The sequence below is a fragment of the Pseudalkalibacillus sp. Hm43 genome (assembly GCF_051842935.1).
Classification (GTDB): domain Bacteria; phylum Bacillota; class Bacilli; order Bacillales; family Fictibacillaceae; genus Pseudalkalibacillus.
Genome location: NZ_JBPXRR010000001.1, coordinates 1,552,052 through 1,577,333, shown reverse-complemented (window position 1 = coordinate 1,577,333; position 25,282 = coordinate 1,552,052). Strand labels below are relative to the sequence as shown.

Annotated in this window: 27 protein-coding genes and 2 riboswitches; of the genes, 23 read left to right on the top strand and 4 right to left on the bottom strand. The window is 45.0% G+C overall.

All coding sequences use genetic code 11. The features are described from left to right. The first annotated feature begins 35 nt into the window (after window positions 1-35). Window positions 36-208: riboswitch (Lysine riboswitch) on the top strand. A gap of 108 nt (window positions 209-316) precedes the next feature. The 7 genes from lysA to ACSVDE_RS08395 all read left to right on the top strand — a co-directional run bounded on the left by lysA (window position 317) and on the right by ACSVDE_RS08395 (window position 7,010). After that, the gene (lysA, locus tag ACSVDE_RS08425) at window positions 317-1,642 is read left to right on the top strand and encodes a diaminopimelate decarboxylase (RefSeq protein ID WP_439300470.1); all 1,326 of its coding nucleotides are present in this window, start codon (window positions 317-319) and stop codon (window positions 1,640-1,642) included. 84 nt (window positions 1,643-1,726) lie between these two features. Further along, window positions 1,727-2,161 carry a peptidylprolyl isomerase gene (locus tag ACSVDE_RS08420; RefSeq protein ID WP_439300469.1) on the top strand — a complete coding sequence of 145 codons (435 nt, stop codon included), beginning with the start codon at window positions 1,727-1,729 and terminating at the stop codon, window positions 2,159-2,161. Window positions 2,162-2,540: 379 nt separating this feature from the next. Beyond that, a riboswitch (FMN riboswitch) is annotated at window positions 2,541-2,690 on the top strand. 186 nt (window positions 2,691-2,876) lie between these two features. Then, window positions 2,877-3,965 carry a bifunctional diaminohydroxyphosphoribosylaminopyrimidine deaminase/5-amino-6-(5-phosphoribosylamino)uracil reductase RibD gene (gene ribD / locus ACSVDE_RS08415; RefSeq protein WP_439300468.1) on the top strand — a complete coding sequence of 363 codons (1,089 nt, stop codon included), beginning with the start codon at window positions 2,877-2,879 and terminating at the stop codon, window positions 3,963-3,965. Window positions 3,966-3,968: 3 nt separating this feature from the next. Continuing rightward, on the top strand, window positions 3,969-4,616 hold the full coding sequence (ribE, locus tag ACSVDE_RS08410) for a riboflavin synthase (RefSeq protein ID WP_439300467.1): 648 nt from the start codon (window positions 3,969-3,971) through the stop codon (window positions 4,614-4,616). 29 nt (window positions 4,617-4,645) lie between these two features. Continuing rightward, the gene (locus ACSVDE_RS08405) at window positions 4,646-5,839 is read left to right on the top strand and encodes a bifunctional 3,4-dihydroxy-2-butanone-4-phosphate synthase/GTP cyclohydrolase II (protein ID WP_439300466.1); all 1,194 of its coding nucleotides are present in this window, start codon (window positions 4,646-4,648) and stop codon (window positions 5,837-5,839) included. 63 nt (window positions 5,840-5,902) lie between these two features. Then, entirely contained in the window at window positions 5,903-6,373 is a 471-nt protein-coding gene (gene ribH, locus ACSVDE_RS08400) for a 6,7-dimethyl-8-ribityllumazine synthase (protein WP_439300465.1), read from the top strand. 262 nt (window positions 6,374-6,635) lie between these two features. Continuing rightward, a complete protein-coding gene (locus ACSVDE_RS08395) occupies window positions 6,636-7,010 on the top strand; it encodes a GNAT family N-acetyltransferase (protein ID WP_439300464.1) in 375 nt (124 codons plus the stop codon). 13 nt (window positions 7,011-7,023) lie between these two features. Here ACSVDE_RS08395 and ACSVDE_RS08390 read toward each other — a convergent pair whose 3' ends face one another. Further along, window positions 7,024-7,551: a DUF309 domain-containing protein gene (locus tag ACSVDE_RS08390; RefSeq protein WP_439300463.1), complete on the bottom strand. Its 528-nt coding sequence runs from the start codon at window positions 7,549-7,551 to the stop codon at window positions 7,024-7,026. 196 nt (window positions 7,552-7,747) lie between these two features. Between ACSVDE_RS08390 and ACSVDE_RS08385 the strand changes: the two genes are divergently transcribed. Genes ACSVDE_RS08385 through ACSVDE_RS08375 form a run of 3 tightly spaced genes read left to right on the top strand, consistent with a single transcriptional unit; the run spans window position 7,748 to window position 9,515 of the window. After that, window positions 7,748-8,509 carry a segregation/condensation protein A gene (locus tag ACSVDE_RS08385; protein ID WP_439300462.1) on the top strand — a complete coding sequence of 254 codons (762 nt, stop codon included), beginning with the start codon at window positions 7,748-7,750 and terminating at the stop codon, window positions 8,507-8,509. Beyond that, the gene (gene scpB, locus ACSVDE_RS08380) at window positions 8,506-9,114 is read left to right on the top strand and encodes an SMC-Scp complex subunit ScpB (RefSeq protein WP_439300461.1); all 609 of its coding nucleotides are present in this window, start codon (window positions 8,506-8,508) and stop codon (window positions 9,112-9,114) included. The genes ACSVDE_RS08385 and scpB overlap by 4 nt, the downstream gene beginning before the upstream one ends. After that, window positions 9,111-9,515, top strand: a complete 405-nt coding sequence (locus ACSVDE_RS08375; protein ID WP_439300460.1) for a hypothetical protein — start codon at window positions 9,111-9,113, stop codon at window positions 9,513-9,515. The genes scpB and ACSVDE_RS08375 overlap by 4 nt, the downstream gene beginning before the upstream one ends. Before the next feature lie 104 nt (window positions 9,516-9,619). Here the strand turns inward: ACSVDE_RS08375 and ACSVDE_RS08370 are convergent, their stop codons facing one another. Further along, entirely contained in the window at window positions 9,620-9,718 is a 99-nt protein-coding gene (locus ACSVDE_RS08370) for a YjcZ family sporulation protein (protein WP_439300459.1), read from the bottom strand. 144 nt (window positions 9,719-9,862) lie between these two features. Between ACSVDE_RS08370 and ACSVDE_RS08365 the strand changes: the two genes are divergently transcribed. The 13 genes from ACSVDE_RS08365 (at window position 9,863) to ACSVDE_RS08305 (ending at window position 22,847) form a co-directional block, all read left to right on the top strand. Then, complete coding sequence (locus ACSVDE_RS08365; protein WP_439300458.1) at window positions 9,863-10,942, top strand: type III polyketide synthase; 1,080 nt, start codon at window positions 9,863-9,865, stop codon at window positions 10,940-10,942. 15 nt (window positions 10,943-10,957) lie between these two features. Further along, the gene (locus tag ACSVDE_RS08360) at window positions 10,958-11,524 is read left to right on the top strand and encodes an isoprenylcysteine carboxyl methyltransferase family protein (protein WP_439300457.1); all 567 of its coding nucleotides are present in this window, start codon (window positions 10,958-10,960) and stop codon (window positions 11,522-11,524) included. 112 nt (window positions 11,525-11,636) lie between these two features. Then, a complete protein-coding gene (locus tag ACSVDE_RS08355; RefSeq protein ID WP_439300456.1) occupies window positions 11,637-12,800 on the top strand; it encodes a D-alanyl-D-alanine carboxypeptidase family protein in 1,164 nt (387 codons plus the stop codon). Then, window positions 12,793-13,386: a nucleoside recognition domain-containing protein gene (locus ACSVDE_RS08350; RefSeq protein WP_439300455.1), complete on the top strand. Its 594-nt coding sequence runs from the start codon at window positions 12,793-12,795 to the stop codon at window positions 13,384-13,386. The genes ACSVDE_RS08355 and ACSVDE_RS08350 overlap by 8 nt, the downstream gene beginning before the upstream one ends. Before the next feature lie 2 nt (window positions 13,387-13,388). Next, window positions 13,389-13,922, top strand: a complete 534-nt coding sequence (locus ACSVDE_RS08345) for a spore maturation protein (RefSeq protein ID WP_439300454.1) — start codon at window positions 13,389-13,391, stop codon at window positions 13,920-13,922. Between the two features lie 455 nt (window positions 13,923-14,377). Continuing rightward, on the top strand, window positions 14,378-15,097 hold the full coding sequence (locus ACSVDE_RS08340; protein ID WP_439300453.1) for a pseudouridine synthase: 720 nt from the start codon (window positions 14,378-14,380) through the stop codon (window positions 15,095-15,097). Window positions 15,098-15,179: 82 nt separating this feature from the next. Next, entirely contained in the window at window positions 15,180-15,707 is a 528-nt protein-coding gene (gene resA / locus ACSVDE_RS08335; protein ID WP_226549702.1) for a thiol-disulfide oxidoreductase ResA, read from the top strand. Between the two features lie 12 nt (window positions 15,708-15,719). Continuing rightward, window positions 15,720-17,339: a cytochrome c biogenesis protein ResB gene (resB, locus tag ACSVDE_RS08330; RefSeq protein WP_439300452.1), complete on the top strand. Its 1,620-nt coding sequence runs from the start codon at window positions 15,720-15,722 to the stop codon at window positions 17,337-17,339. A gap of 15 nt (window positions 17,340-17,354) precedes the next feature. Next, window positions 17,355-18,545: a c-type cytochrome biogenesis protein CcsB gene (ccsB, locus tag ACSVDE_RS08325; protein ID WP_439300451.1), complete on the top strand. Its 1,191-nt coding sequence runs from the start codon at window positions 17,355-17,357 to the stop codon at window positions 18,543-18,545. An 84-nt stretch (window positions 18,546-18,629) separates the two neighbouring features. Continuing rightward, the gene (locus ACSVDE_RS08320) at window positions 18,630-19,349 is read left to right on the top strand and encodes a response regulator transcription factor (RefSeq protein WP_439300450.1); all 720 of its coding nucleotides are present in this window, start codon (window positions 18,630-18,632) and stop codon (window positions 19,347-19,349) included. Further along, on the top strand, window positions 19,346-21,145 hold the full coding sequence (locus tag ACSVDE_RS08315) for an ATP-binding protein (protein ID WP_439300449.1): 1,800 nt from the start codon (window positions 19,346-19,348) through the stop codon (window positions 21,143-21,145). Before ACSVDE_RS08320 ends, ACSVDE_RS08315 begins: the two co-directional genes overlap by 4 nt. 151 nt (window positions 21,146-21,296) lie before the next feature. Beyond that, window positions 21,297-21,992 carry a peptidoglycan DD-metalloendopeptidase family protein gene (locus ACSVDE_RS08310; RefSeq protein ID WP_439300448.1) on the top strand — a complete coding sequence of 232 codons (696 nt, stop codon included), beginning with the start codon at window positions 21,297-21,299 and terminating at the stop codon, window positions 21,990-21,992. Window positions 21,993-22,034: 42 nt separating this feature from the next. After that, window positions 22,035-22,847: a histidinol-phosphatase gene (locus ACSVDE_RS08305; protein WP_439300447.1), complete on the top strand. Its 813-nt coding sequence runs from the start codon at window positions 22,035-22,037 to the stop codon at window positions 22,845-22,847. Between the two features lie 216 nt (window positions 22,848-23,063). On the opposite strand, the gene serA is transcribed toward ACSVDE_RS08305, so the two are convergent. Next, on the bottom strand, window positions 23,064-24,638 hold the full coding sequence (gene serA, locus ACSVDE_RS08300) for a phosphoglycerate dehydrogenase (RefSeq protein WP_439300446.1): 1,575 nt from the start codon (window positions 24,636-24,638) through the stop codon (window positions 23,064-23,066). Between the two features lie 123 nt (window positions 24,639-24,761). Next, on the bottom strand, window positions 24,762-25,250 hold the full coding sequence (locus ACSVDE_RS08295) for an inorganic diphosphatase (RefSeq protein ID WP_439300445.1): 489 nt from the start codon (window positions 25,248-25,250) through the stop codon (window positions 24,762-24,764). Window positions 25,251-25,282 lie beyond the last annotated feature (32 nt).

Genomic DNA, 25,282 nt, shown 5'->3' with positions numbered 1-25,282 from the left:
AGTTATTGATAATTTCATAATTGCCTCATTCAACGTAATGGGGTAGAGGCGCAAAACGAATGAGTAGTCGTTCCGAGCAGGGGTGCGAAGACGTACGATGAAAGGTCAATTTGCCGAAGCGAACAATGGACCTGACCATGTTTCGCTGGGTCGTTGCTGAATAAGTAACGGACTGTCACTACACATGTAGTGGAGAGCTATTCCGACTGATGAGGGTACGGACGAAACCAGTTTATGTACCTATACATGGACTGGTTTTTTGTATTTTTATCAGTTAAAAGAGCTCTCTCATAATCCGAGAGAGGGGAAATGAAAAATGGCATTCTTAGGAACAGGTTATATGAATCAAGCAGGGCACTTGGAAATTGGCGGTGTAGATACCATCGATCTGGCGAAGGAATTTGGAACACCTTTATTCGTATATGACGTAGCGAAAGTCCGGAAACAAGCGAGAGCCTTCCGCTCATCTTTCGAAGAAAATGGAGTTAAAGGCAAGGTGGCATATGCGAGTAAAGCTTTTTCAAGCATCGCAATGGTCCAATTGATGGAGGAGGAGAAGATCGACATCGAGGTCGTTTCTGGTGGGGAATTGTATACGGCACTTCAAGCAGGATTTCCGGCAGAAAAGATCCACTTTCATGGAAGCAATAAAGGTGTCGATGAACTGCGGATGGCGGTGGAAGAGAACGTCGGTTGCATCATCGTCGATAATTTTTACGAGTTGGACTGTCTGAAGGCGATTGGAGAACAGTTGAATCGAATCATTCCTGTCCAATTGAGGATTACCCCGGGAATCGAAGCCCATACCCATGAATATATCCTTACCGGACAAGAAGATTCGAAATTCGGTTTCGACGTCATAAGCCTTCAGGCGGAGCAAGCTTTACAGGAGGGATTGAATTCTCCTTACATCGCCGTGATGGGGATCCACTGTCATATCGGTTCCCAAATTTTCGAAGCGGACGGGTTCGTGATGGCCGTTCAGAAGGTGTTCGATCAGTTGGAAAGATGGTCAGAGTCGTTTGGCTTTGAAGCGCGCGTTGTCAATTTGGGTGGAGGGTTCGGTATCCCATACACGTCCGAGGATTCTGCGATTTCTATTGAAAAAATGGTTGGTGTCTTGATTCGTGAGGTGGAAAACCAGGTGGCTGCTCGAGGACTTTCGATGCCCGAAATCTGGATTGAACCAGGGCGTTCTCTTGTAGGTGAAGCGGGAACGACGCTCTACTCAATTGGTTCTGAAAAAAGAATCCCTGGCGTGCGAAATTATCTAGCGGTCGATGGAGGCATGACGGATAATCTTCGACCTGCCCTGTACCAGGCAAAATATGAAGCCGTCATCGCCAACCGTTTGATGCAGAAAAACGCTCAAGTCGTTTCAATTGCAGGGAAGTGTTGCGAATCTGGGGATATGCTTGCTCATGACATCGAGTTGCCGAAAACGTCTCAAGGGGACATTCTTGCGATGTTCTGTACGGGGGCATATGGATATTCGATGGCGAACAACTACAATCGCCTTCCGCGTCCGGCAGTTGTTTTTGTAGAAGAAGGGGATGTGCAGCTCGTCGTAGAACGGGAAACGTACCGGGATCTTGTCCATTTGGATCGACCTTTGAAAAAGGCCACTGTATCAAGCGTTTAGAACGATGATTGGAAGGCACTTACCTTTACTTCTCCTCCAAAAAGTCATACAATAAAACTACTTGTCAAAGAGGAGGAACCAATCATGAAAAAAGGTAGTATCGAGTTTGAAAACGGAGAAAAAGTACTTATCGATTTCTTCCCTGAGGAAGCACCGAATACAGTTGCGAACTTTGAAAAATTAGCGAATGAAGGTTTTTACAACGGTTTGACGTTCCACCGTGTCATCCCTGGTTTCGTTTCACAAGGCGGATGCCCGACAGGAACTGGAACTGGCGGACCTGGTTACACAATCGATTGTGAAACAGAAGGAAACCCTCATCAGCATAAGCCTGGTTCATTATCAATGGCACACGCTGGTAAAAACACAGGTGGAAGCCAATTCTTCATCGTGCATGAGCGTCAACCGCACTTAGACGGTGTACATACCGTTTTCGGTCAAGTGACAGAAGGCATGGATTCCGTATTGCGCACTCAGAACGGCGACGTGATGAAAGAAGTCAAAGTCTGGGAAGAATAATAAACATCAAAAGGAGGATCGTTTCATTCTGAAACGGTCCTTTTTAACACTTTTGTGGGACTGTCTAGGTGACAGTCCCTTCCTATTACGGGAGACAAAGCTGCATTTTCGAGAGATGGACCCACATTTTCGAGAAACACCGACCTAATTTGCGTATAAAACGCATTTCAGTAAGTCTAAAATCCTCATCTAAGATTTGTGATTCTCCACTTATACAATAATTGTTCACTATAGAATGGATCAAAAGCGAATTTCGTAACATTTTCAACGTAAATGCGTGAATATTACATCAACCTTCTCTTTTTTCACATCGACCGTGCGAGGAGGACATTCCTCTTGCTAATGCGGGAAATAAAGAGTAACATGAGAATACAACTGAAATATCCTTCGGGGTCGGGTGAAAATCCCAACCGGCGGTGATAAAGCGAACGGTGCTTTTCAGTCCGTGACCCGGTGCAATGTCTATTGTAGCGGTGGATTCGGTGCAATTCCGAAGCCGACAGTATAGTCTGGATGGGAGAAGGATTCATAAGAAGAACAAGGTATATTCTGCTGTAAAACAACAGCAGTCACTATGCCCTCAGTTTACCTACGTCTATTGTCTGAACATTCGTTCAGTTAGACAAAGGTTTATTTGTTCATGATTTTAAACCCCCGAAGATGCTTATGCATTTTCGGGGGTTTTTTCACCTTCAAGTAGGAAAGAGGAGATCAGATGATACAAGAACAATATATGCAGCTCGCATTGGATATGGCGAAGCAAACAGCCGGTCAGACGTCTCCGAATCCGAAGGTAGGTGCTGTTGTCGTCCGAAATGGTGAAGTCGTAGGACTGGGAGCCCATCTTAAAGCGGGTGAAGGACATGCTGAAGTCCACGCCTTAAATATGGCTGGATCGAAAGCAGACGGAGCTATCATGTTCGTTACGCTGGAACCGTGCAGCCACCACGGCAGGACACCGCCTTGTGCGGATCTCGTCATCGAACGAGGCATCAAGACGATCTATATCGCGACTTTGGATCCAAATCCGATCGTGGCAGGTAGAGGTGTCGAACGTTTGCAAGAAGCAGGGGTCGAAGTCCATGTTGGAATGCTCGAAGAAAAAGCAGTAGCTCTCAATCCATTCTTCAACCATTTCATGAAAACGAAGCTTCCTTATGTCACCTTGAAAGCTGCGTCGAGCCTGGATGGAAAAACAGCGTCCAATTCAGGGGATAGCAAGTGGATTACAGGAGAAGAAGCGCGTCTTGATGTTCATCGACACCGTCATGAGCATGATGCCATCCTGGTCGGGGTCAATACGGTCATCCAGGACGACCCACAACTCACGACAAGGATTCCCCTCGGTGGTAAAAATCCGATCCGTATCGTTTTGGATACGAACCTGCGGATTCCTGCTCATGCGAAGCTTTTACATGACCAAGAAGCGGAAACGCTTATCATTGCTGGGAGCAGTGCGCCAAAAGCTCGGATCGCTGAACTTGAAAGAGCATCCGTTCGAGTCATCCAGCTCGATGAACCAGCGATCGAAATCCCTTCTCTGCTGGAAAAGATAGCGAAAGAAGGGATCACATCGATTTTCGTGGAAGGCGGCGCATCCGTACATGCGAGTTTTATCCAAGCAAGATGTTTTCAACAGATAATCACTTACATCGCACCGAAATTGATCGGTGGAATCCATAATCCGACCGTCATCGGTGGAACAGGAATTGAGACGATGAAGGATGCTGTCGAACTAGAGATAATTTCAGTTGAACATGTGGGGAATGATTTGAAGGTCGTTTCCGAGCTGAAGGAGGGATGAGGAATGTTTACTGGGATCATTGAAGAAATCGGAACCATTCAATCAGTGAAAGAATCGAGTGAAGGTTATGTCGTCACAATCAATACGAAAAAGGTCCTTGAGGATGTCCGCCTAGGAGATAGTATCTCGGTCAACGGGATCTGCCTGACCGTCACTTCATTTAAAGAATCATCATTCACGGTCGATGTTATGCCGGAAACGCTTAAAGCGACCAACCTGAAAGGGCTTGGCACAGGAGATCGGGTCAACCTGGAACGTGCAATGGCAGCCGGTGGAAGATTCGGGGGACATTTTGTCTCCGGGCATATTGATGGCGTAGGAAAAATCGTCAGCAAAACACCGAAGCACAATGCCATTTATTTTGAAATTGAAGCCCCGCAAGAATTGAATCCCTACTTTATGATGAAAGGTTCTGTAGCGGTTGACGGAACAAGCTTGACGATCTTCGGGGTGACCGATACAACCTTCACTTTATCCTTGATTCCACATACGGTTGAGGAATCAGTCATCGGTCACAAAAACGAAGGAGACCTCGTTAATATCGAATGTGACATGCTGGCGAAATACATGGATAACATCCTTCAACGAAGAGCTGAACAATCTCAGCAAAGCAAATTGACGAAAGATTTTTTGACAGAACACGGCTTCTAACGCGTGCACGAAAAAGGGTGGTGACAGAAATGTTCGATCGAATCGAAGAAGCAATTTATGAATTGATGCAAGGAAATGTGGTCATTGTCTGTGATGATGAAGACCGCGAGAACGAAGGTGATTTCATTTCGTTGGCCGACCGGGTCACACCAGAGATCATCAACTTTATGGTGACGCATGGAAGAGGGCTTGTCTGTACGCCCATTACGGAAACTCTGGCTGACAAGCTTGAACTGAGTCCGATGGTCCATCAAAACACGGACCCTCACGGCACGGCATTCACTGTCAGTATTGACCATAAAACGTCTACGACGGGAATCTCCGCTCAAGAACGTGCAGCGACCATACAATATCTTTTAGATTCAAATGCAGTAGCTAGCGACTTCAAACGTCCGGGACACGTTTTCCCATTGATTGCAAAAGAGGGAGGCGTACTGAGACGGGCTGGTCATACGGAAGCTGCTGTCGACCTGGCAAGACTCTCAGGTGCTGAACCTGCTGGCGTCATTTGTGAAATCATGAATGAAGATGGAACAATGGCCAGAGTTCCTGAACTACGGAAAATAGCAGATGAGCATGATTTGAAAATGATTACGATCAAAGATCTCATCCAATATCGAAACAGGAAGGATAAGCTCGTCAAAAAGGAAATCGAGATCAACCTCCCAACGGTGTTCGGTGATTTCCGTGCAATCGGCTATTCCAATATCCTTGATCAGAAAGAACACGTTGCGCTCGTAAAAGGGGAGATCATCCCTGATGAGCCGACGCTCGTCCGAGTCCATTCCGAATGTTTGACAGGAGACGCATTCGGTTCGTACCGCTGTGATTGCGGTCCGCAATTGCATGCAGCCCTCTCACAAATCGAACAGGAAGGAAACGGTGTTCTTCTATATATGAGACAAGAAGGTCGAGGAATTGGTTTGTTGAACAAGATGAGAGCTTATAAGCTACAAGAAGAAGGCTATGATACCGTAGAAGCGAATGAGAAACTCGGTTTCGCACCTGACCTTCGTGATTATGGAATCGGAGCGCAAATTCTACGCGACCTTGGAATCTCCAAAATGAAGCTGTTGACGAACAATCCTCGCAAAATCAAAGGATTAAGTGGGTATGGACTTGAAGTGGTCGATCGAGTGGCGATCCAGATGCCACATCGGGACGAAAACGAGAAGTATTTGCGTACGAAACATAGCAAACTCGGACATATGTTGCACTTTTAAGTGAACTAGATTTCACACTCACACATGAAATTACAAAAAAAATCTACCTGGAGGTAATCAAATATGGGAACGACTTTTGAAGGACATTTAGTAGGAACGGATTTGAAGATTGGAATCGTTGTAGGCCGCTTTAACGAATTCATTACAGGAAAATTGCTTTCAGGTGCTGAAGATGCTCTTAAGCGTCACGGTATTAACGAAGAGGACGTTGACGTCGCCTGGGTACCCGGTGCATTTGAAATTCCATTGATTGCAAAGAAAATGGTCGAATCCAATAAATACGATGCCGTCATCACATTAGGTACGGTAATCAGAGGATCTACACCTCACTTCGATTATGTTTGCAGTGAGGTATCCAAAGGGGTATCCAGCCTCTCTATGTCTTCCGGTATCCCGGTCATTTTCGGTGTGTTGACAACAGACTCCATCGAACAAGCTGTAGAACGTGCTGGTACGAAAGCAGGGAACAAAGGTTGGGAAGCTGCAGTTTCAGCAATAGAAATGGGGAACCTCTGCCGTACATTCAATAAATAAGAATGAATCGGACAAAAGTATGGTACAATTCGAATAGAATGTTATACTGATATCGGGTGTAGGGTTAAAATTAGCAACTTGAATGAAGATTCGCTATAATGAATGTGACTTTGAATCAACTCGAAAATTATGTTTAAATAAGAGGCTGAGTGGATGAACAATCGAAAGCAAGAACGCATACTATTCATCGTAGTCATCATCGTTGCATTCCTCTTACTATTGTCACTAGTCGGGAAGTTATTTCGATAATGAGGGAGAACTTATGTTAATTCGTTATAAGCGTAATTATGAAAAAATTGCAATGGGATTATTATCGTTCATGCCGAACGAGAAAGATCTCAAGAAGTTGCAGCAAACCGTGAAACAATACGACACAGAACCTGATTATCAGTTGTTCCTATGGAAAGAAGATGAGGATATCATCGGAATTATAGGATTGAAAATGGAAGATGGTATTGCTGAACTGCAACATGTCAGCGTCAATCCATCCCATCGTCATCAAGGAATCGGTAAGAAAATGGTCGACGCCCTTAAAAAGGTGTTGAAAGATGAATATAAATTGACAGCCAATGAAGAGACTCATTCTTTCTTTGAACGCTGTGAAGAGAATCCAGTCAAACTGGAGCATGATCAATAAGAAACGGAAAGGTTCAACCTTCCCGTTTCTTTTTTCTAATCGCTTGTTGTTCTAACCGTTCTTCTATGACAGGCTGTCTGTCTCGGAGAGTGTGCTTATGGATGAGAAACTCATTGTCGAGGTCGCTCGGAATGCCATACTTACAGCCAACCGCTAAGCATTCCTTCTCACATTCTTGTAGCAACTTTTGATCAACGATGGGAAGATTGAAGCTTTTGTATGGCTTTTCATCCTTGATCTCAGCCAATCTGGATTGCAGCTGTTGCTGTAACTGAGCGGTGTCCAGACCGAGGCCGACGACCGCTTTTTCGTTTTGCCGGACAATATTGAGAGCACTCTTCATCATTCGGTATGCCCCAGGGAAATTACCGCGTCGCTGGTGGTAGAGCCCTACAGCAATCTGAATCAATCCCACCCAATGGTGCTTCGGTTCTTCTTTCGGTACAGACTTCCAATATTCTTCTAGTATTTCATGACATTCGAAGTAATCTCTCAATCCATGAAAATGAACGAGATATTCAATGTATGATTTCGGATACATACGTCTAAAACCTCCACTCGAGTGGTGACTTTCATTTTACCATAATCGGCCGGACAGTTGAAAAGAAGCAAATTGTGAAGCACCAGGCGGTATGCTATAATATCGACATATTTTGATGCAAAAATCAGGTTGAAAGAGTTGGCGGTGTGAACGAGGATCCGCCTAGGAATCAACCTCTGGAAATGGTGAAAAATACATGACGCAATACAATGTAAGACTGGATGCATTTGAAGGACCTCTTGATCTGTTACTTCATCTGATCAACCGTTATGAGATCGATATATATGATATTCCAGTCTCTCAAATTACGGAACAGTACTTAGAATACATACATACGATGCAAGAATTGCAATTGGATGTGGCTAGTGAATACCTTGTGATGGCGGCGACATTGGTCGCCATCAAAAGCAAAACGCTACTTCCAAAGCATGAGGAAGAAGATTATGATCAGCAAATGGAAATGGATATGGAAGAAGATCCCCGGGATGAACTTGTCCGTCGATTGATCGAATATCGGAAGTTCAAGGAAGCTTCGACTTACTTGCGAGAACACGAAGGACAGAGGAGTCTTACCTTCTCAAAACCCCCTTCCAACCTTGAGCATATCGAGGCGAATGCTGAACCGGTCAATCCAGTATCCAATATGACGATCTATGACCTCGTGGATGCATTCCAATCCATATTTGATAAAAAGAAACCAAAAAAACAACCACAAACGAAAATCGATCGTCAGGACATTCCGATCGACACTCGAATGAATGAAATCGTGACAGAACTGAAAGGTAAGAAAGGGGTAAGGACTTTCAAAAGTCTGTTTCCTTATCCGAGCCGCGATCATATGGTCGTTACTTTCTTGGCCGTATTGGAACTGATGAAGACACGACAAATCCGTTGTGAGCAGGAAAAGAATTTTCAGGATATCATGATTCATCTGGTACAGGAGGAGAAAAGCCATTGACGACGAAAATAGAACAGAAAGCAATCATTGAAGGCCTACTTTTTGTCGTCGGAGACGAAGGGCTGGAAAGCAAACAAGCTGCCGATATTCTTCAAATCGAAGTGGCGGAAGCGGATGAATTGATTCAAGAAATGAAAGAAGAATATCAATCTGAGGCTCGTGGTATCGAAATTGTTGAAATCGCTGGAGCATTCCAATTTACAACCAAAGCGAAACACATTTCTTATTATGAGAGATTCGTAGAGTCACCGACGACAAGTTCTCTGTCTCAAGCAGCACTTGAGACGCTTGCCATCATTGCATACAAACAACCGATTACAAGAGCTGAAATTGAAGATATACGTGGAGTAAAGACCGAAAAGCCGATCCAGACCTTATCTTCGAAACAGTTGGTGAAGGAAGTCGGCCGAGCAGAAGGGACAGGCAGGGCAATCCTGTATGGTACGACACGTGACTTTCTCGAATACTTCGGTTTGCGGGCGTTGGAGGATCTACCAAGCCTTCCGGAGCAATCAGGGGAAGAATCAATCGAGGCGGAAGCGGATCTTTTCTTTGAAAATTTCCAAGATGTTATCAATACGGATGATAAGGAGGAAGGAAATTGATCATACATTCCATTTCCGGTGAAGAACTGGAAAAGTCGAAGTCCAATTCACCTGAGGAATTCTTCACGCGTTCGGAGGTCACTTTTTCCGGTGAGGATGGTAAAAGCAAAACGTTGGCAGTCTTGTATGTACGTTTCTTTGATGAGAAGATGTCGGAATGGAGTCCGTTCGAATCAGACCCGATTTTTGACGTGAAGGGCAAATCCATTCACATGCGGGATGTTGTGGCACTCATCGCATTACATAAAAATCCTGATTTCCAACATCGTCATCGGGTATACATCAATGAAGAAGAGGCGTTTGCAGCTTTGTTCAAAGGTTTGGATGCTGAAACAATCACAGGGTGGGTCACACAGCTGGAGTCAGATGGTCAACTGAATCTTGAAACTGCTCAAGCATAAAAGAAATCAAAAGGGATTGATCGATTTGTACAGGTTTGAAATGCTCAAAGCCGCACGGATCGGAACAATCCCTTTTTTTATTGAAAATGATGGATAGATCGATGTTAGCCGACCGTTCCGGTATAGACCACGATCCCGATGATCACCAAAAGGACGAATAGTACGACGACTAAAATGAATCCTTTCCCGAGTCCGTCTGACATGAAAAGTCCCCCTCTACCTCCTGAGTCATTCACCCATACTATATGCATTCGTCTAGTAGGCGGTCTGGACGGATGCCCGGTTTTACATAATTCACCGAAATTAGTACAAACTGTTACCAACCATATGAGAGGGTAGGGTCGCTCATGCCATACATACTATCGGTTGGAACATGTGATGCAGAACATAAGATTGACCAAGAAAAAACAGTCATCTTCGCCAAGGAGATGTTCGAGGATCATTTCCCTAATATCAAACGTCTGTTGAAGGTGTTTGAAAATGGTCAGATCCAATCCAGGAATTTTGTGCAGGATGTCAGCTGGTACAAACATGATCATTCATTACAAGAAAAAAACGATCTGTATATCGAGAAAGCGTTGGAATATAGTGTTAAGGCGATCGAACGATGTTTGAGCACGTACGACACCCCTTATCATGAAATTGAAGCGATTTTCTTTGTTTCTTCTACCGGATTTTCCACGCCTAGCATGGAAGCAAGAATCATGAATGTGCTGCCGTTTTCCCCACATACGAAGCGGATTCCCATATGGGGACTCGGGTGCGCGGGAGGCGCTTCAGGCATGAGCCGCGCACATGACTACTGCCTTGCCTACCCAGATGCGAAGGTTCTGCTTGTTTGTGTGGAGCTTTGCAGCCTGACTTTCCAAAATGACGATTTTTCAAAGAGTAACTTGATCGGTACGTCCTTGTTTGCAGATGGTGTTGCCGCAGCTCTTGTCGTTGGTGAAAATGTGAAAGTGAACGAATTCGAGCAAGACGGACATACATATGTTAAAACGATTGCAACACAGTCGACCCTCAAACCACATTCGGAAGACGTAATGGGCTGGGACGTGAAGGACAACGGATTGAATGTCGTGTTCTCGAAAGACATCCCTACGATCGTAGACAACTGGATGTATCCGACGATCCATCAATTTTTGATAGATCAAAAGCTGGAAATGGATCAAATTCAGCATCTAGTGGCTCATCCAGGTGGAATCAAGGTGCTTAATGCTTATCGGAGTGCACTTTCTCTGCCTGAAGAAATGATCGCGGATGCATTGGAAGTGTTGAAGCATTATGGCAACATGTCCTCTGTCACTGTGTTATATGTCTTGAGCAGATTCTTTGGTAAAAAGATCAATGCAGGAGAACTGGGACTGTTGATGGCACTTGGTCCTGGGTTCAGTTCAGAAATCGTCTTATTGGAATGGACCGAATAAAAGGAGGGGAGAAGAATGGTATTCATCGTACTCTTTTCGTTTCTTGTCGTCCAACGACTTGTCGAGTTATTCATCGCAAGGCGGAATGAACGTATCCAAAAGGAAAAAGGCGCGCACGAATACGCACCCGAACATTATAAATACATTGTGCTCCTTCACACCGCATTCCTCATTTCTTTATTGATCGAGTCTTCCTTGCAAGGTTTTTCGCTCTCGCCTATATTCGGCATCCTGTTCGTTCTATTTGTCGTACTACAAGCCTTGAGAATCTGGACGATCCATTCGTTAGGACACTTTTGGAATACGAAAATCATCATCTTACCTGGAGCAGATGTCGTGAAAAGGGGTCCGTTCCGTTTCATAAGGCATCCGAACTACGTGATTGTAGCATTGGAACTGATCGTCATTCCGCTTCTGTTCAACGCCTATGTTACGGCCGTTCTTTTTACGATATTGAATGCGTGGTTGATCCGATTCGTCAGGATTCCTGCAGAAGAAGCCGCTCTGAAAGAATTGTGCAATTATGAAGCAACATTCAAGTCTACCCCTCGATTCATACCGAACGAACCTGAACGACCTTGACGAACAACATTAATACAAGTCGACCATAACAACATTATGTATACTATCTTTTTTTCATATCCCGTCCTTTCCAGCATAAACTTGTACAAAACGTGCTAAGGGACGGGATGTTATGTTTGCTGCAGCAATTAAAACAGGAATCCGAATCGGGCTAGCCCTTTTATTATTGATATTGATACCGATCCACCACACAGGGGAAGCAGCAAGCCCAGGGGTGAACGCTCGTGCAGCGATTCTCATGGAACAAGAATCCGGTAGAGTGTTATTCGGGAAAAAAGAGCATGAGAAGATGCGCATCGCAAGCATTACCAAAATCATGACCGCAATACTTGCAATCGAGTCGGGTAAAATGGACGAAAAAGTGAAAGTGAGTGAGCGGGCGACATATGCAGAAGGGTCCTCTATCTACTTGAAAAAAGGCGAAAAGATTCTTATGGAGGATCTCGTCTATGGCCTGATGCTCCGTTCTGGGAATGATGCAGCTGTGGCGATTGCCGAGCATGTCGGCGGCAGTGTGGAAGGCTTTGCTTTTATGATGAACGAAAAAGCGATGGAACTGGGCATGGAAAATTCGTATTTCTCCAATCCCCATGGCTTGGACGACAGTGAACACCATTACTCCACTGCGTATGATATGGCGTTGTTGACCCGTTATGCGATGAACAATTCCGAATATCGTAAAATCGCTGGAACAGATACCCATCGTGCACCCCAAGAAGGTGAGAAGTGGGATCGCATTTGGAAGAACAAGAACAAATTACTCCGGATGTACAAATATACGACGGGTGGAAAAACCGGCTTCACTTCCCTCGCCAAAAGAACACTCGTATCGACTGCAGCAAAAGAGGACATGGAACTGATCGCCGTCACTTTGAACGACGGAGACGACTGGAATGACCATATGAACCTGTATGAATGGGGATTCAAAGAATACGATCTCGTTTCAATCATTGAAAAAGGCACCATTGAGGGATTAGAGAACAAATTTTACAAAAACAAAGTCGAAGCGGCCCGTACGTTCGCCTATCCATTATCAGAGGATGAACGGGAGCTTGTCCGGAATGACATCACATTGATCAAGCCACCTGAAAAAGGAAAGTGGAAAAATCCGCCGAGTCATGTCGGTAATGTGACGGTACTTCTTGAGGATCAACCGATCGGGACGATGCCCCTATATATGAAGGGTACGTACCGGGAAATGGATGAAGAGACCTTTTGGAAGACGGTGAAAGAGGTTGTTACGAAGTTTTTCATCATAACGGTGCCTTATGGTTAATCTCATTTGGGTGTTCATGTTTGTTTTCGGTATCGTTTATGCCGCCATCAATGGAACGATGGAGGAAGTGAACAAAGTCCTTTTCAAAAGTGCGCAGGAGGCTGTCACCATCAGCTTAGGATTAATCAGCATCCTCGTCTTTTGGCTAGGGTTGATGAACATCGCCAAGAAAGCTGGATTGTTGGACAAATTGACTGGCTTGTTCAAGCCGATTGTACGAAGGTTGTTTCCGGAAGTGCCGCCAGATCATCCCGCCATGGGTTATATCCTCTCCAACATGGTGGCAAACCTGTTCGGATTAGGGAATGCTGCCACTCCGATGGGAATCAAGGCAATGGAACAGATGAAAAAATTGAATGAGGACCGGGATGAAGTGAGCAGGTCGATGATTACCTTTCTGGCGATCAACACCTCGAGTTTGACGATCATACCGACGACTGTCATCGCCATCCGGATGAATTACGGATCGGTTTCCCCGACGGACATCGTTGGGACGACCTTGATTGCAACAGCCTGTTCGACGGTTGCTGCCGTTCTGATCGACCGATATTTCCACCGACGTCGGATGCAGAGAAGGAGGCATTGATCATGGAAGCAGTTTCGACGATTTCCATTTGGCTCATGCCTTGCTTGATTGGATTTGTGTTGATCTATGCGACGTTTAAGAAAGTCGCTACGTATGAAGAGTTTGTGGAAGGCGGTAAGGAAGGATTTTCAATTGCCGTGTCGATCATTCCTTATCTCGTCGGGATGCTCGTAGCGATAACGGTGTTCCGGGCATCGGGTGCGATGGGGTTTATGATTTCGTCGATCCAGCCCTTTCTGACAGCCATCGGAGTGCCATCTGAAATCGTGCCACTCGCTTTGATCCGTCCGATTTCCGGTACGGGAGCATTGGCGATGACCTCCGACTTGATCAGTACACATGGAGCAGATTCGTTCATCGGTCGGCTGGCTTCCACGATGCAAGGAAGCACAGACACGACTCTCTATATATTGACCGTCTATTTTGGTGCAGTCGGCATCAAAAAGATGGGAGACGCTCTGAAGGTCGGCCTGCTGGCAGATCTGGTAGGCATCATCAGCGCCATCATCGTCGTTACTCTCGTTTTTGGAAGCTAGGTTTCATTCATTTTTCCTCCTTATATTGAGGGTGCCCGTAACGGGCACCTTCCTTTTTTGGTTTTGGTAGGATGAGGAGTTATCGTGCCCGAGGAGTCGGCTGATTTCGGGAAGGATAGAGCGTTTATCGTGCCCGAAAAAGAGGTGGGGGCTGATTTCGGGAAGGGTAGTGCTTATTCATCCCTACCACCAGCGAAATCGTAACCAACTGTAATGATTAGTGCTTATTCACCCCTACCAACACCGAAATTCCCTTCCAATGGTAATGAAAAGGCTCTATTCATCCTCATCATCACCCAAAACAAGCCTCTAAGGTAACGAATAGCCTCTATTCGTCTCCATTAACACCCAAATTCCCCTCCGAAGGTAATGAATACCCCAGCCACCAGCCAAAAAAATCATGTAAACTTGAGAATTCAAACACCGAGGAGTATGATTGAGAATGAGGTGAAAGTATGGAACGATTACAAAAAGTAATAGCACAAGCTGGAGTGACTTCCCGCCGTAAAGCGGAGAAGCTGATTGAAGAAGGACAAGTGAAAGTGAATGGACAAGTCGTAAGGGAATTAGGTACAAAAGTATCCCCATCAGACGAAATCGAAGTGAACGGTGTACCGATCGATAAAGAGGAACCCGTCTACTTCTTGATGTATAAACCTTCAGGGGTCATCTCGAGTGTAAAAGACGAAAAAGGAAGAAAGGTCGTAACCGACTACTTCCCGGAAGTAGAGCAACGGATTTTTCCGATCGGACGATTGGATTACGATACATCCGGGCTGCTTCTACTCACGAATGACGGTGATTTTGCCAATATCCTTATGCACCCGAAATACCACGTGGATAAGCGCTACATAGCGAAAGTCAAGGGAATTCCGAGCAAGCTCGAACTTCGCACGCTTGCGAAAGGCATCCAACTTGAAGACGGCAAAACGGCACCAGCCAAAGTGAAGATGAAAAGTCTGGATAAAAAGAAGCAAACAGCGATCATCGAGCTGACTATTCATGAAGGCCGAAACCGGCAAGTCAGAAGGATGTTCGAAGCACTCGGATATCCAGTGCAAAAGCTGAAACGGGAAGGGTATGCATTCCTCGACTTGCACGGATTGAACTCGGGCGAGTCCCGACCGCTCACCCCTCATGAAATCAAGCAGTTGCGCAACCTTGCTGTCACATAAAAGTCAAAAAAAACCCATGAATACTGGACAAATTAGCGTTATAGTAGGAAGGGTAGAAGATTAGATTGGAGCGATTGCCATTATGAAAAAACAGCAGCGATTCATCATGCGTACTGTCATATTGGCTGTAATTGCCCTAGCCCTTGGATACACACTTTTTCAGACAGTTTTCAGTGACAAGGAAGAGCCCGTCGCTGCAGGTGATATGGCTCCGAATTTTGTCCTCAAAGACCTAGATGGAAATGAAGTCGAACTAGAAGATTTCAAAGGGAAAGGCGTTTTCTTGAACTTCTGGGGTACATATTGCCCGCCTTGTGAAAAAGAAATGCCGGCAATTCAACGTCAATACGAGAAATATAAAGATCAAGGCGTTGTCGTTCTGGCGGTGGATATCGCAGAAACAGAATTGACCGTCAAAAAATTCGCCGAAGAGAAGAACCTGACATTCCCGATCGTGTTGGACCAGCAAAGGGAAGTGGTTGATACATATGGTGTCGGTAACCTGCCAGCCACTTATCTCATCAGTCCTGAAGGGGAAGTTCTTGATAAGATTACCGGTGAATTGAACGATACACGTGTCCGTGATTACATGGAACAAATTAAGCCATAATGGGGTGTTCAAATGGACAAGATTAAGTGCGAATGCGGCCATCTGAATCCCTACGGTACGATTCTTTGCGAATCATGTGGAAAACCGATCCAGGAAGAAGCAGATCAGCAACTCTTGAACATGAGGTATGAAGGAACGGCGAGACGTTCCCAAACCTACAATACGAATTTCATTGATAAGACGTGGAACTTCTTCTCCAGTGTCAAAGTCGGGGTTTGGTTGATCGTGATTACATTGATTGCTTCTGCAATCGGAACGATTTTCCCTCAACAAATGTACATTCCACAAAACGTGGACCCTGCTGCTCATTACGAAAATGAATACGGGGTACTTGGAGAAATCTATTATCTGTTAGGTTTCCATAACTTATATAGTTCGTGGTGGTTTGTACTACTGCTAGGATTGATCGGGGTCTCGATTACAGTCGCGAGTATTGATAGAGGTATTCCACTCTATCGTTCTTTGAAAAATCAACGAGTGACCAAGCATGAAAATTTCCTGAAACGACAACGGATGTTCGGAACATCGAAGCGTCCTGACGATGAAGAGCAATTCATTGAAGAAGCGATTTTCCGTTTGAAAGAAAAGCGCTATAAAGTCCGTCGTGATGGGAACAATATCCTCGCTGAAAAAGGGAGATTTTCCAGATGGGGTCCTTATGTGAACCATGTCGGACTGATTATTTTCTTGCTTGGAGCGATGTTGCGGATCGTACCAGGGATGTATATCGACGAAGATATGTGGGTCCGTGAAGGCGAAACGAAGGCGATCAAAGGGACGGATCGCGAGTACTATTTGAAGCATGAGCAGTTCGTCCTCGAAACCTATGATCCGAAAGAAGAACGCTATTCAGAAGCGCTTAACCGGGTCGGCGGAACGGTCGTCAAAAACTATCAAAGTGACGTTATTCTGTATAAAGCGGATGAAAAACTTCCTGGTGCGAAGCCAGAGCTGACAGAAGTGAAAGAGTATCCGATCCAGGTCAACCGACCGCTGCAATTCGATGGATTTTCCGTTTATCAGGTGGATTACAGGCAAGAGATGAGCGAGATGAGTTTCCAATTGCAAACCAAGGAAACGGAAGACACGATCGGAGAATTCACGGTTGATTTACAGAATCCGAAGAATGAGTACGATCTAGGGGATGGAAACAAAGTCATACTCAGAAACTATTATCCTGATTTCTACTTTGATAAAGAACGGAATCAACCGGCTACACGGACGAATGTACCGAACAATCCTGCGTTCATATTCAATATGATGACCCCTGATACTCCGGATGGAGAGATTGCATTCATCGGAATCAGGCAGAACCTCGATCCTTCGGGAGAGAACCAGTACAAGATCGCGTTTAACGGCATAGATACAGAGTTCATTACCGGTCTTACGGTCAACCGAGATTACACACTACCGATCATCTTTGTCGGTGGGATCATCTTCATGATTGGTGTCGTACAAGGATTGTATTGGAATCATAGACGGATCTGGTTGAAATTGAACGAGGAAGAAATTTGGGTCGCAGCCCACACAAATAAGAACTGGCATGGAATCAAGCGTGAAATGGACGATGTCACATCCAAATTGCAATTGAATCCGGCTATCGATCAACAAGAAAAGAAAAAAGACAGATAGAAAGGAGGAAACACATTGGCAGAATTAAGTAGTAGTCTATTATATGCGGCATTTATCATCTATTTTATCGCAACAGCTGTCTTTGCCGTCGCATTGACGGTCAAGAAGTCAGACGAGGCAACGACGATGAACAAATGGGGACGTTGGGGATACATCCTTTCGATCATCGGTTTCATCTCCCAACTCGGCTACTTCATCACTCGCTGGATTGCGTCAGGACATGCTCCAGTCAGTAACTTGTTCGAATTCACGACGTTTTTCGGCATGATGATGGTATTGGGCTTCATCGTGATTTATGCAATTTACCGTTTGAACGTATTAGGTGTGTTCGCGATGCCGGTCGCATTACTGGTCATTGCCTATGCTAGTATGTTTCCACGAGAAATCGAACCGCTCATTCCGGCACTGCAAAGTAACTGGTTGAAGATCCATGTTACGACAGCTGCCCTTGGGGAAGGGATTCTGGCAATCAGTTTTGTCGCTGGACTGATTTATCTCATTGCGTCCATCGATCAATCAAAAGGGTCGAAGAAGACGGGATGGTTGGAATTTGTCCTGTATACATTACTCAGTACCCTCGGATTCATCCTTGTCTCCTTATATTTCGGATTGACGGACTATCAGGCGACCTTCAACTGGATCAATGAGAATGAAGCGGAAGCAGAGCTTGTCTATCAACTGCCTGCCATTGCAGGACCTCATGAAGGGGAATTGTTGACAGAAGATACATTCGGACCTCTATTCGAAGCTCCATCCTGGATGGAAGGTATAGACGCTCCGAAAAAACTGAACACATTCATCTGGTCACTTCTTTCAGGTGGTGTGCTTTATGGTCTGCTTCGATTGTTGCTTCGCAAACGATTAGGCGCAGCTTTACAGCCGATGTTGAAAAATATCAATAAAGAGCTTGTAGATGAAATCAGCTATCGCTCAGTCGCAATCGGGTTTCCTGTGTTCACGCTCGGAGCGCTCATATTCGCGATGATCTGGGCACAAGAAGCATGGACCCGTTTCTGGGGCTGGGATCCTAAAGAGGTCTGGGCACTGATCACATTCCTGTTTTATGCTGCTTATCTACACTTACGACTGACAAGAGATTGGCACGGTGAACGATCTGCATGGTTATGCGTCCTCGGATTCGTCATCATCATGTTCAACTTGATTGCTGTCAACCTTGTCATCGCAGGGTTACACTCGTATGCTTAAGAAATAACCTTCACGTTTCGTGGAGGTTTTCTTTCCATTTGGTAAGAATAAATGGTATGTATGATGTAGGAGGGTTTGTATATAATGGAAAATTTACAAAGAGTATTAGTTGTTGATGATGAAGAACGAATCCGTAAATTGCTGAAGATGTACTTAGAACGTGAAGATTTTGAAGTCGTTGAAGCAGAAGACGGGGAGACGGCATTGCAAATCGGCCTGGAGTCTGAATTCGATATCATCCTGCTTGATTTGATGTTGCCTGAAATGGACGGAATTGAAGTTTGCGAGAAACTTAGAAAAGAAAAAGCGACTCCAATCATCATGCTGACAGCAAAAGGAGAAGAATCGAACCGCGTGCATGGATTTGAAGCTGGTGCGGACGACTATGTCGTCAAGCCGTTCAGCCCGAGAGAAGTCGTCTTGCGGGTGAAAGCGCTGTTAAGAAGATCGACTGCTACGAAATTTTTACATACAGATACAGCGAGTAAAGACTTGCTCGTTTTTCCGCATTTGACGATTGATAATGACGCCCATCGCGTGATGGCGGACAATAAAGAAATCAATTTGACACCGAAGGAATATGAATTGTTACTTTATCTGGCCAAGACACCAGACAAAGTGTACTCCCGTGAACAATTGTTGAAGGACGTTTGGAATTATGAGTTCTTCGGAGATCTTCGTACGGTGGATACGCATGTGAAACGGCTCAGAGAGAAGCTGAACCGTGTCTCTGCAGATGCAGCATCAATGATTTCAACCGTATGGGGCGTCGGTTATAAGTTCGAGGTGGAAGAACAAGAATGATCTGGCGGAGTGTCGTAGGCAAGCTTTGGGGGACGATTCTGCTACTCGTTTCCGTTGTATTATTCATCTTGACCGTCTTATTGCTGCAGTTCTTCGAGAACTTGATCGTCGACAATGCAAAAGTGCAGCTTTCTCAACTTGCCGGCTCACTCGTCCAGGTGATCGAAGACGAACGACGCTTCGAAAACTCTGAGGAAACGATTAATGCACTGGTCGATGCGCATTCAAGCAATATTGTCATATTAGGTGAGAACACACAGTTCTCCCATGCTTCCAATCAAGTGGAACTGTCGCTTTTGCCTTATTCGTTGTTCCGTGAGGATAAGCAGTTGTCGCAAGTTCTGAAACAAGGAAAAGAAGTGACTGTACAGGGTGATTTTCCTTCTGCAAAAAATAACGGGACGGAATCGAACGAAATCCTGATTGTCGGGAAACCTGTCCAGTTAACCCCTAATGAGCGCGGAGCTGTGTACATCTATCAGTCGTTGGATTTGATTCAGGAAACGAATAAGAAAGCGAAGCAGATCATCTATCTATCAGCCGGAATTGCCATCATACTGACTACGATTTTCGCCTTTTTCTTATCCACGAGGATTACAGCGCCTTTACGACGGATGAGAGAAGCGGCACTAGAAGTGGCTCAAGGGAAGTTCGATACGAAAGTACCGATCCTCACCCATGATGAAATCGGTGAACTTGCGCTCTCTTTCAACCGGATGGGGCGTAAGCTGAAGAACAACATCAATGCACTCAGTCAGGAAAAAGAACAGCTCTCAAGCATTTTGAGCAGTATGGCAGATGGTGTCATCACGTTTGACCGTAGAGGGAAAATCCTTGTGACGAATCCACCTTCCGAACGCTTCATCCAAGCCTGGTATTATGAGCAAGGAATGGAGGAACGAGTAGGGGAAGAGTTACCTGAACAAATCAAAGACTTGTTCCGACGAGTCGTCAACCTCGAACGAGAACAGATGACAGAGATCGAATTGCAAGGGCGTAGCTGGGTCGTTGTCATGACGCCGCTCTATAACCAGGCAAATGTCCGTGGTGCTGTTGCTGTATTCCGGGATATGACAGAAGAGCGGCAACACGATAAGCTGCGGAAAGATTTCATTGCGAATGTCTCACACGAGCTCCGCACACCGATTTCAATGCTACAAGGATATAGTGAGGCGATTATTGACGATATCGCAGCTACAGAAGCCGAGAAGAAAGACATTGCTCAGATCATTTATGATGAATCGCTCAGAATGGGTCGCCTCGTCAACGAGCTGCTTGATCTTGCAAGAATGGAAGCGGGATATGTCTCATTAGAAAAGATGGAAATCGATGTGGATGAATTCTTCAGTCGTGTCGTTCGCAAATTCCAGGGACTTTCAAGAGAAAGGGACATCCAGCTGCAGATTTCTACTCCAGAGCATCCGGTCCAAGTAAATGCAGATCCGGATCGTCTGGAACAGGTGATGACGAACCTTGTCGATAATGCCATCCGGCACACTGATAAAGGGGGTCATGTCACGGTCAAAGTAACAGATCGAGGCGATGGTATCCTGGTTGAGGTGAAGGATACAGGAACAGGAATTCCGAAAGAAGATCTGCCATTCGTGTTCGAGCGTTTTTATAAGGCAGATAAAGCACGGACGAGAGGAAGATCTGGGACGGGGCTTGGTCTTGCCATCGCGAAAAACATCGTCGATTCGCACGGTGGAAAAATATCCGTTCACAGTAAAATGAACGAAGGAACGACATTCTCCTTCCACATCCCTCGAAATAGTGAGAACACGAGTAAATCGTGACGATTAATCTTGTTCCATAAGAAACATTGAAGCGCTTTTTACAGTAAAGTGACATTCAAAAACTTTTGTTATAAAAATTGGACAACCTCCATACGATATGAGCATGTGCAAATTTGGTCCATATGCTCTACCAATCGTGGGAGGTTTTTTTATGTGGAAAAAAGGATTCTTCGTGTGCTTGTTGATCATGTTTTTTAGTTTGCCAGAATTGGCGAAACCATATATAGTTTCTGCAGAGGAGACAGAATTGAACAGGGGTGCGTTCAATTGGGAATGGCCCGTTCAGGGCATCATCACGGATCATTTCGGCTCTCGGGGTGGTTCGCATTTCGGGATCGATATTGCTGCTGAACGTGGTACAAATATTTACACGGTCGATCAAGGGAGGGTTCATAAATCGTATTACTCCAGTACGTATGGCCATGTGATCTTCATCAAACATCCTGGAAAAGTGGAAACGGTCTATGCCCACTTGAGTGAGCGACTTGTAGAAGAAGGGGAAGTCGTCGAACGTGGTCAGGTCATAGGGAAGGTCGGCAACACGGGAAGATCGGATGGAAATCACCTTCATTTCGAAGTACATACGGAGGAATGGAATATCGAAAAGAGCAATGCAGTCGATCCATTGGTATTGTTAGACGAAGAAAACCATCGGTTCCATGCACTTGAGGTCAGTCAAACGAATGCACCAGAAGATAAAGTCATCACAATCCAAAGTGGTGATACTTTATGGTCGCTTTCAAAGCAATACAGTGTTTCCGTGGAGAACTTGATGCTGTGGAATGACCTTGGATCCGATTTAATAGTCGCCGGAAATCCACTCATTGTATTTAAAGAAAAGTCATAAACACGTATAATGATGGTGATCACAGTCGGAAGGATGATATTCGTGCTGACAGATTACCATAATCATTTGGAAAATGGGACTTTGACATTGGAGTATTTGAAGAAGTTCACTGATAAGGCATCAGAAAAAGGAATCGAACATTTCGGGATTTCAGAACACGCGTATCACTTTTACCAAACAGCCAATATTCTTTCGAATCCCTGGGTGGATGAACGCCGCTATTACGACATGGATGATTATGTCGCATTGTTTGAAGAAGCCTGGAAGAAGAATATTGATGTGAAAATGTCGATTGAGATGGATTACACACCTGGAAAGCACGAAGAGATGGGTTCCTTTATCCGTTCATACGATTTCGATTATGTCATCGGATCCATCCATTGGGTCGAAGATTTCGGCATTGATCTTTCAGAATTCAAGACCGAATGGGATACAAGAGATCTGCATGATACGTACCGGAAGTATTTTGATCAAGTCGTCACGTTGGCTGAATCCAACCTTTTCGATATATTAGGGCACTTCGATTTGGTCAAAATCTTCAACTACGTGCCACAAGAGAAGGAATTTCTCATTGAGCAATATGAACGGGCGACGGACGCTATTGCGGAGTCTAAAACGTGTATCGAAATCAGTACAGCAGGATTACGGAAACCGGTAAAAGAAATGTATCCACATGAGGAATTGCTGAAAATGTGCTACAAAAAAGGGATCCCAATCGTTTTGTCCTCGGATGCTCATTTTCCTGAACATGTCGGATTCGCTTATGACAAAGCGGTGGAATTTGCTCGTTCCGTCGGTTACACACAATTGATGACATTTGAAAAAGGCAAACGACGCGAAGTGGAGCTTGGATGAAAGTAAATCAAAAGGCTTAGAGGATATGTTCCTCTAAGCCATTTTTATAGTCCAGGAATAGGTGAATTCCGAGAATTGATGATTTCACCCTACCAGAGCGCATATCTGGATAGGTGAATTCCGCGAATTGATGATCACACCCTATCAGAGCGCTTCTCTGGATAGGTGAATTCAGCGAATGGGTGATTACACCTTACCAGAACGCCTCTATATCATCTATTCCATCGACATGACGGTTACCGATGAGATGTTATTCGTTTGTTGCAACTCTTCGAGCATCGGGTGGGTCAATGGCTCATCAAACGTCAGTACCATTGCAGCTCCACCTCCGATTTCTTTTCGGCCAACCTGCATCGTAGCGATGTTCATTTCGTATTTTCCGAGAACCCGACCGACCATACCGATGACACCTGGTTGATCATTATGCGTAATGAAAACGAGGTGACCTTTCGGTGTGAAGTCGATGTCGAATCCGTTCAGATTAACCACTCTTCCACCTAAACCAGGCAATAATGTCCCTTGGATAGAGACGCTATGATCTTCTCCGATTACTTTTACGTCGATTAAGTTGGAATAACCGTATGATTGGGATGCCTTCGTTTCCCCGTAGGATATCCCCCGCTGTTTAGCGATGACACTCGCATTGATAATATTGACGGGTTGATCCACGCGCGGATTCAAGAACCCAGAGAGAAGACTTCTCGTAATCGGTAACGTTTCATGGTCTGAGAGGTCACCTGAATAGCTCAACTGGATTTCGTTGACCGCGGTTTTGATACATTCGGATAAGAATGAGCCTAGTCGATAAGCAAGGTCGATATAAGGATAGATGAATTCGTGTACATCTTTAGAAATCGTCGGATAATTGAGCGCATTATAAGCTGGCTCACCGAGCAATACATTGCGGACATCCTCGCTTACCTGCCTTGCCACATGGTATTGAGCTTCAGTGGTAGAAGCAGCGATGTGTGGAGTGGCGATTACTTTTTCATGTAAAAGTAGTGCTTGGTCCAAACAAGGTTCAGCTGAGAATACGTCGAGTGCTGCTCCTGCAATATGTCCATTGTTGATGTATTTCAGCATTGCTTCTTCATCGATGATTCCGCCGCGTGCACAATTGATCAGATAGACGCCTTTCTTCATGGACTCGATGGTTTTCGGATTGATGAGTCCTTTCGTATCCTCATTCAATGGTGTGTGAACAGTGATGATATCTGCGTGTTCCAGCAATGGATCCAATGGAACGGCTTCCACTTGCAGTTTTTTTGCGCGTTCCTGTGTCAAGTATGGGTCGTACACGAGTATTTTCATACCGAACGCGAGAGCACGCTTCGCAATTTCCGATCCGATCTTTCCTAAGCCTACGATGCCGAGTACTTTCCCATGTAATTCATGCCCCGTAAAAGCAGAACGCTTCCATTCAAGGTTACGGAGTGAGCGGTTCGCTTGCGGTATGTTCCTCAACAAAGACAGCATCATGGCAAATGTATGTTCAGCGGTCGAAATCGTATTCCCATTCGGGGCATTGACGACGATGATGCCTCGTTCCGTAGCCGCTTCCACATCAATATTATCTACACCAACGCCTGCTCGTGCAATGATTTTCAGGCGGGGCATTTCGGAAATCAATTGTCTCGTGATCTGGGTACTGCTCCGCACGATGACAGCGTCGACTTCATTTTTGGACTCTATTTGAGCGATGTTTTTTTCGATAAGGTGCATTCCTGATGTGTTCGCTAAAGGCTCTAGTCCAGTCTTACTGATTGGGTCACTTATGACGATATTGAACAAAGATCCATCACCTCATCCTTCACTTATTAATAGTTGATTGTCCTATCATTCACAATCTATGTCAACAAAAATAAATAAGACCCATGGAATCTTTTCCATGGGTCTTTCAAATATAATTCGGTTTTATTGCTCTTTGTAACGTTTTACGCACTCATCAACCAGCTGGGACGCTTTTTCAGGGCCTTCCCAAGCGCCGATTTCTGTTTTCTTACCTTGAAGGTCTTTATAACGCTCGAAAAAGTGGGAGATTTCTTTCAATGTGTGTTCAGACACATCTTCTAATGACTTCACGTGATCGAAACGTGGATCTTCAACTGGTACCGCGAGAAGTTTAGCATCTTCTTCGCCAGAGTCGATCATGTTCAATACTCCGATGACGCGGGATTCGATGACACATCCAGGGAACGTAGGATTCGTCACAAGAACGAGGATGTCAAGTGGATCTCCATCAAGCGCTAATGTATTTTCAAGGTAACCATATTCTGCTGGATAGAACATTGGTGAGAAAAGAACACGGTCAAGCTTGAATACACCTTGCTCTTTGTCATACTCATATTTGTTTTGGCTTCCTGTTGGTATTTCAATGAATGCATCGACAATTTTATTTTCCATTCAATAGGGCCTCCTTTAACTATGTAACAACT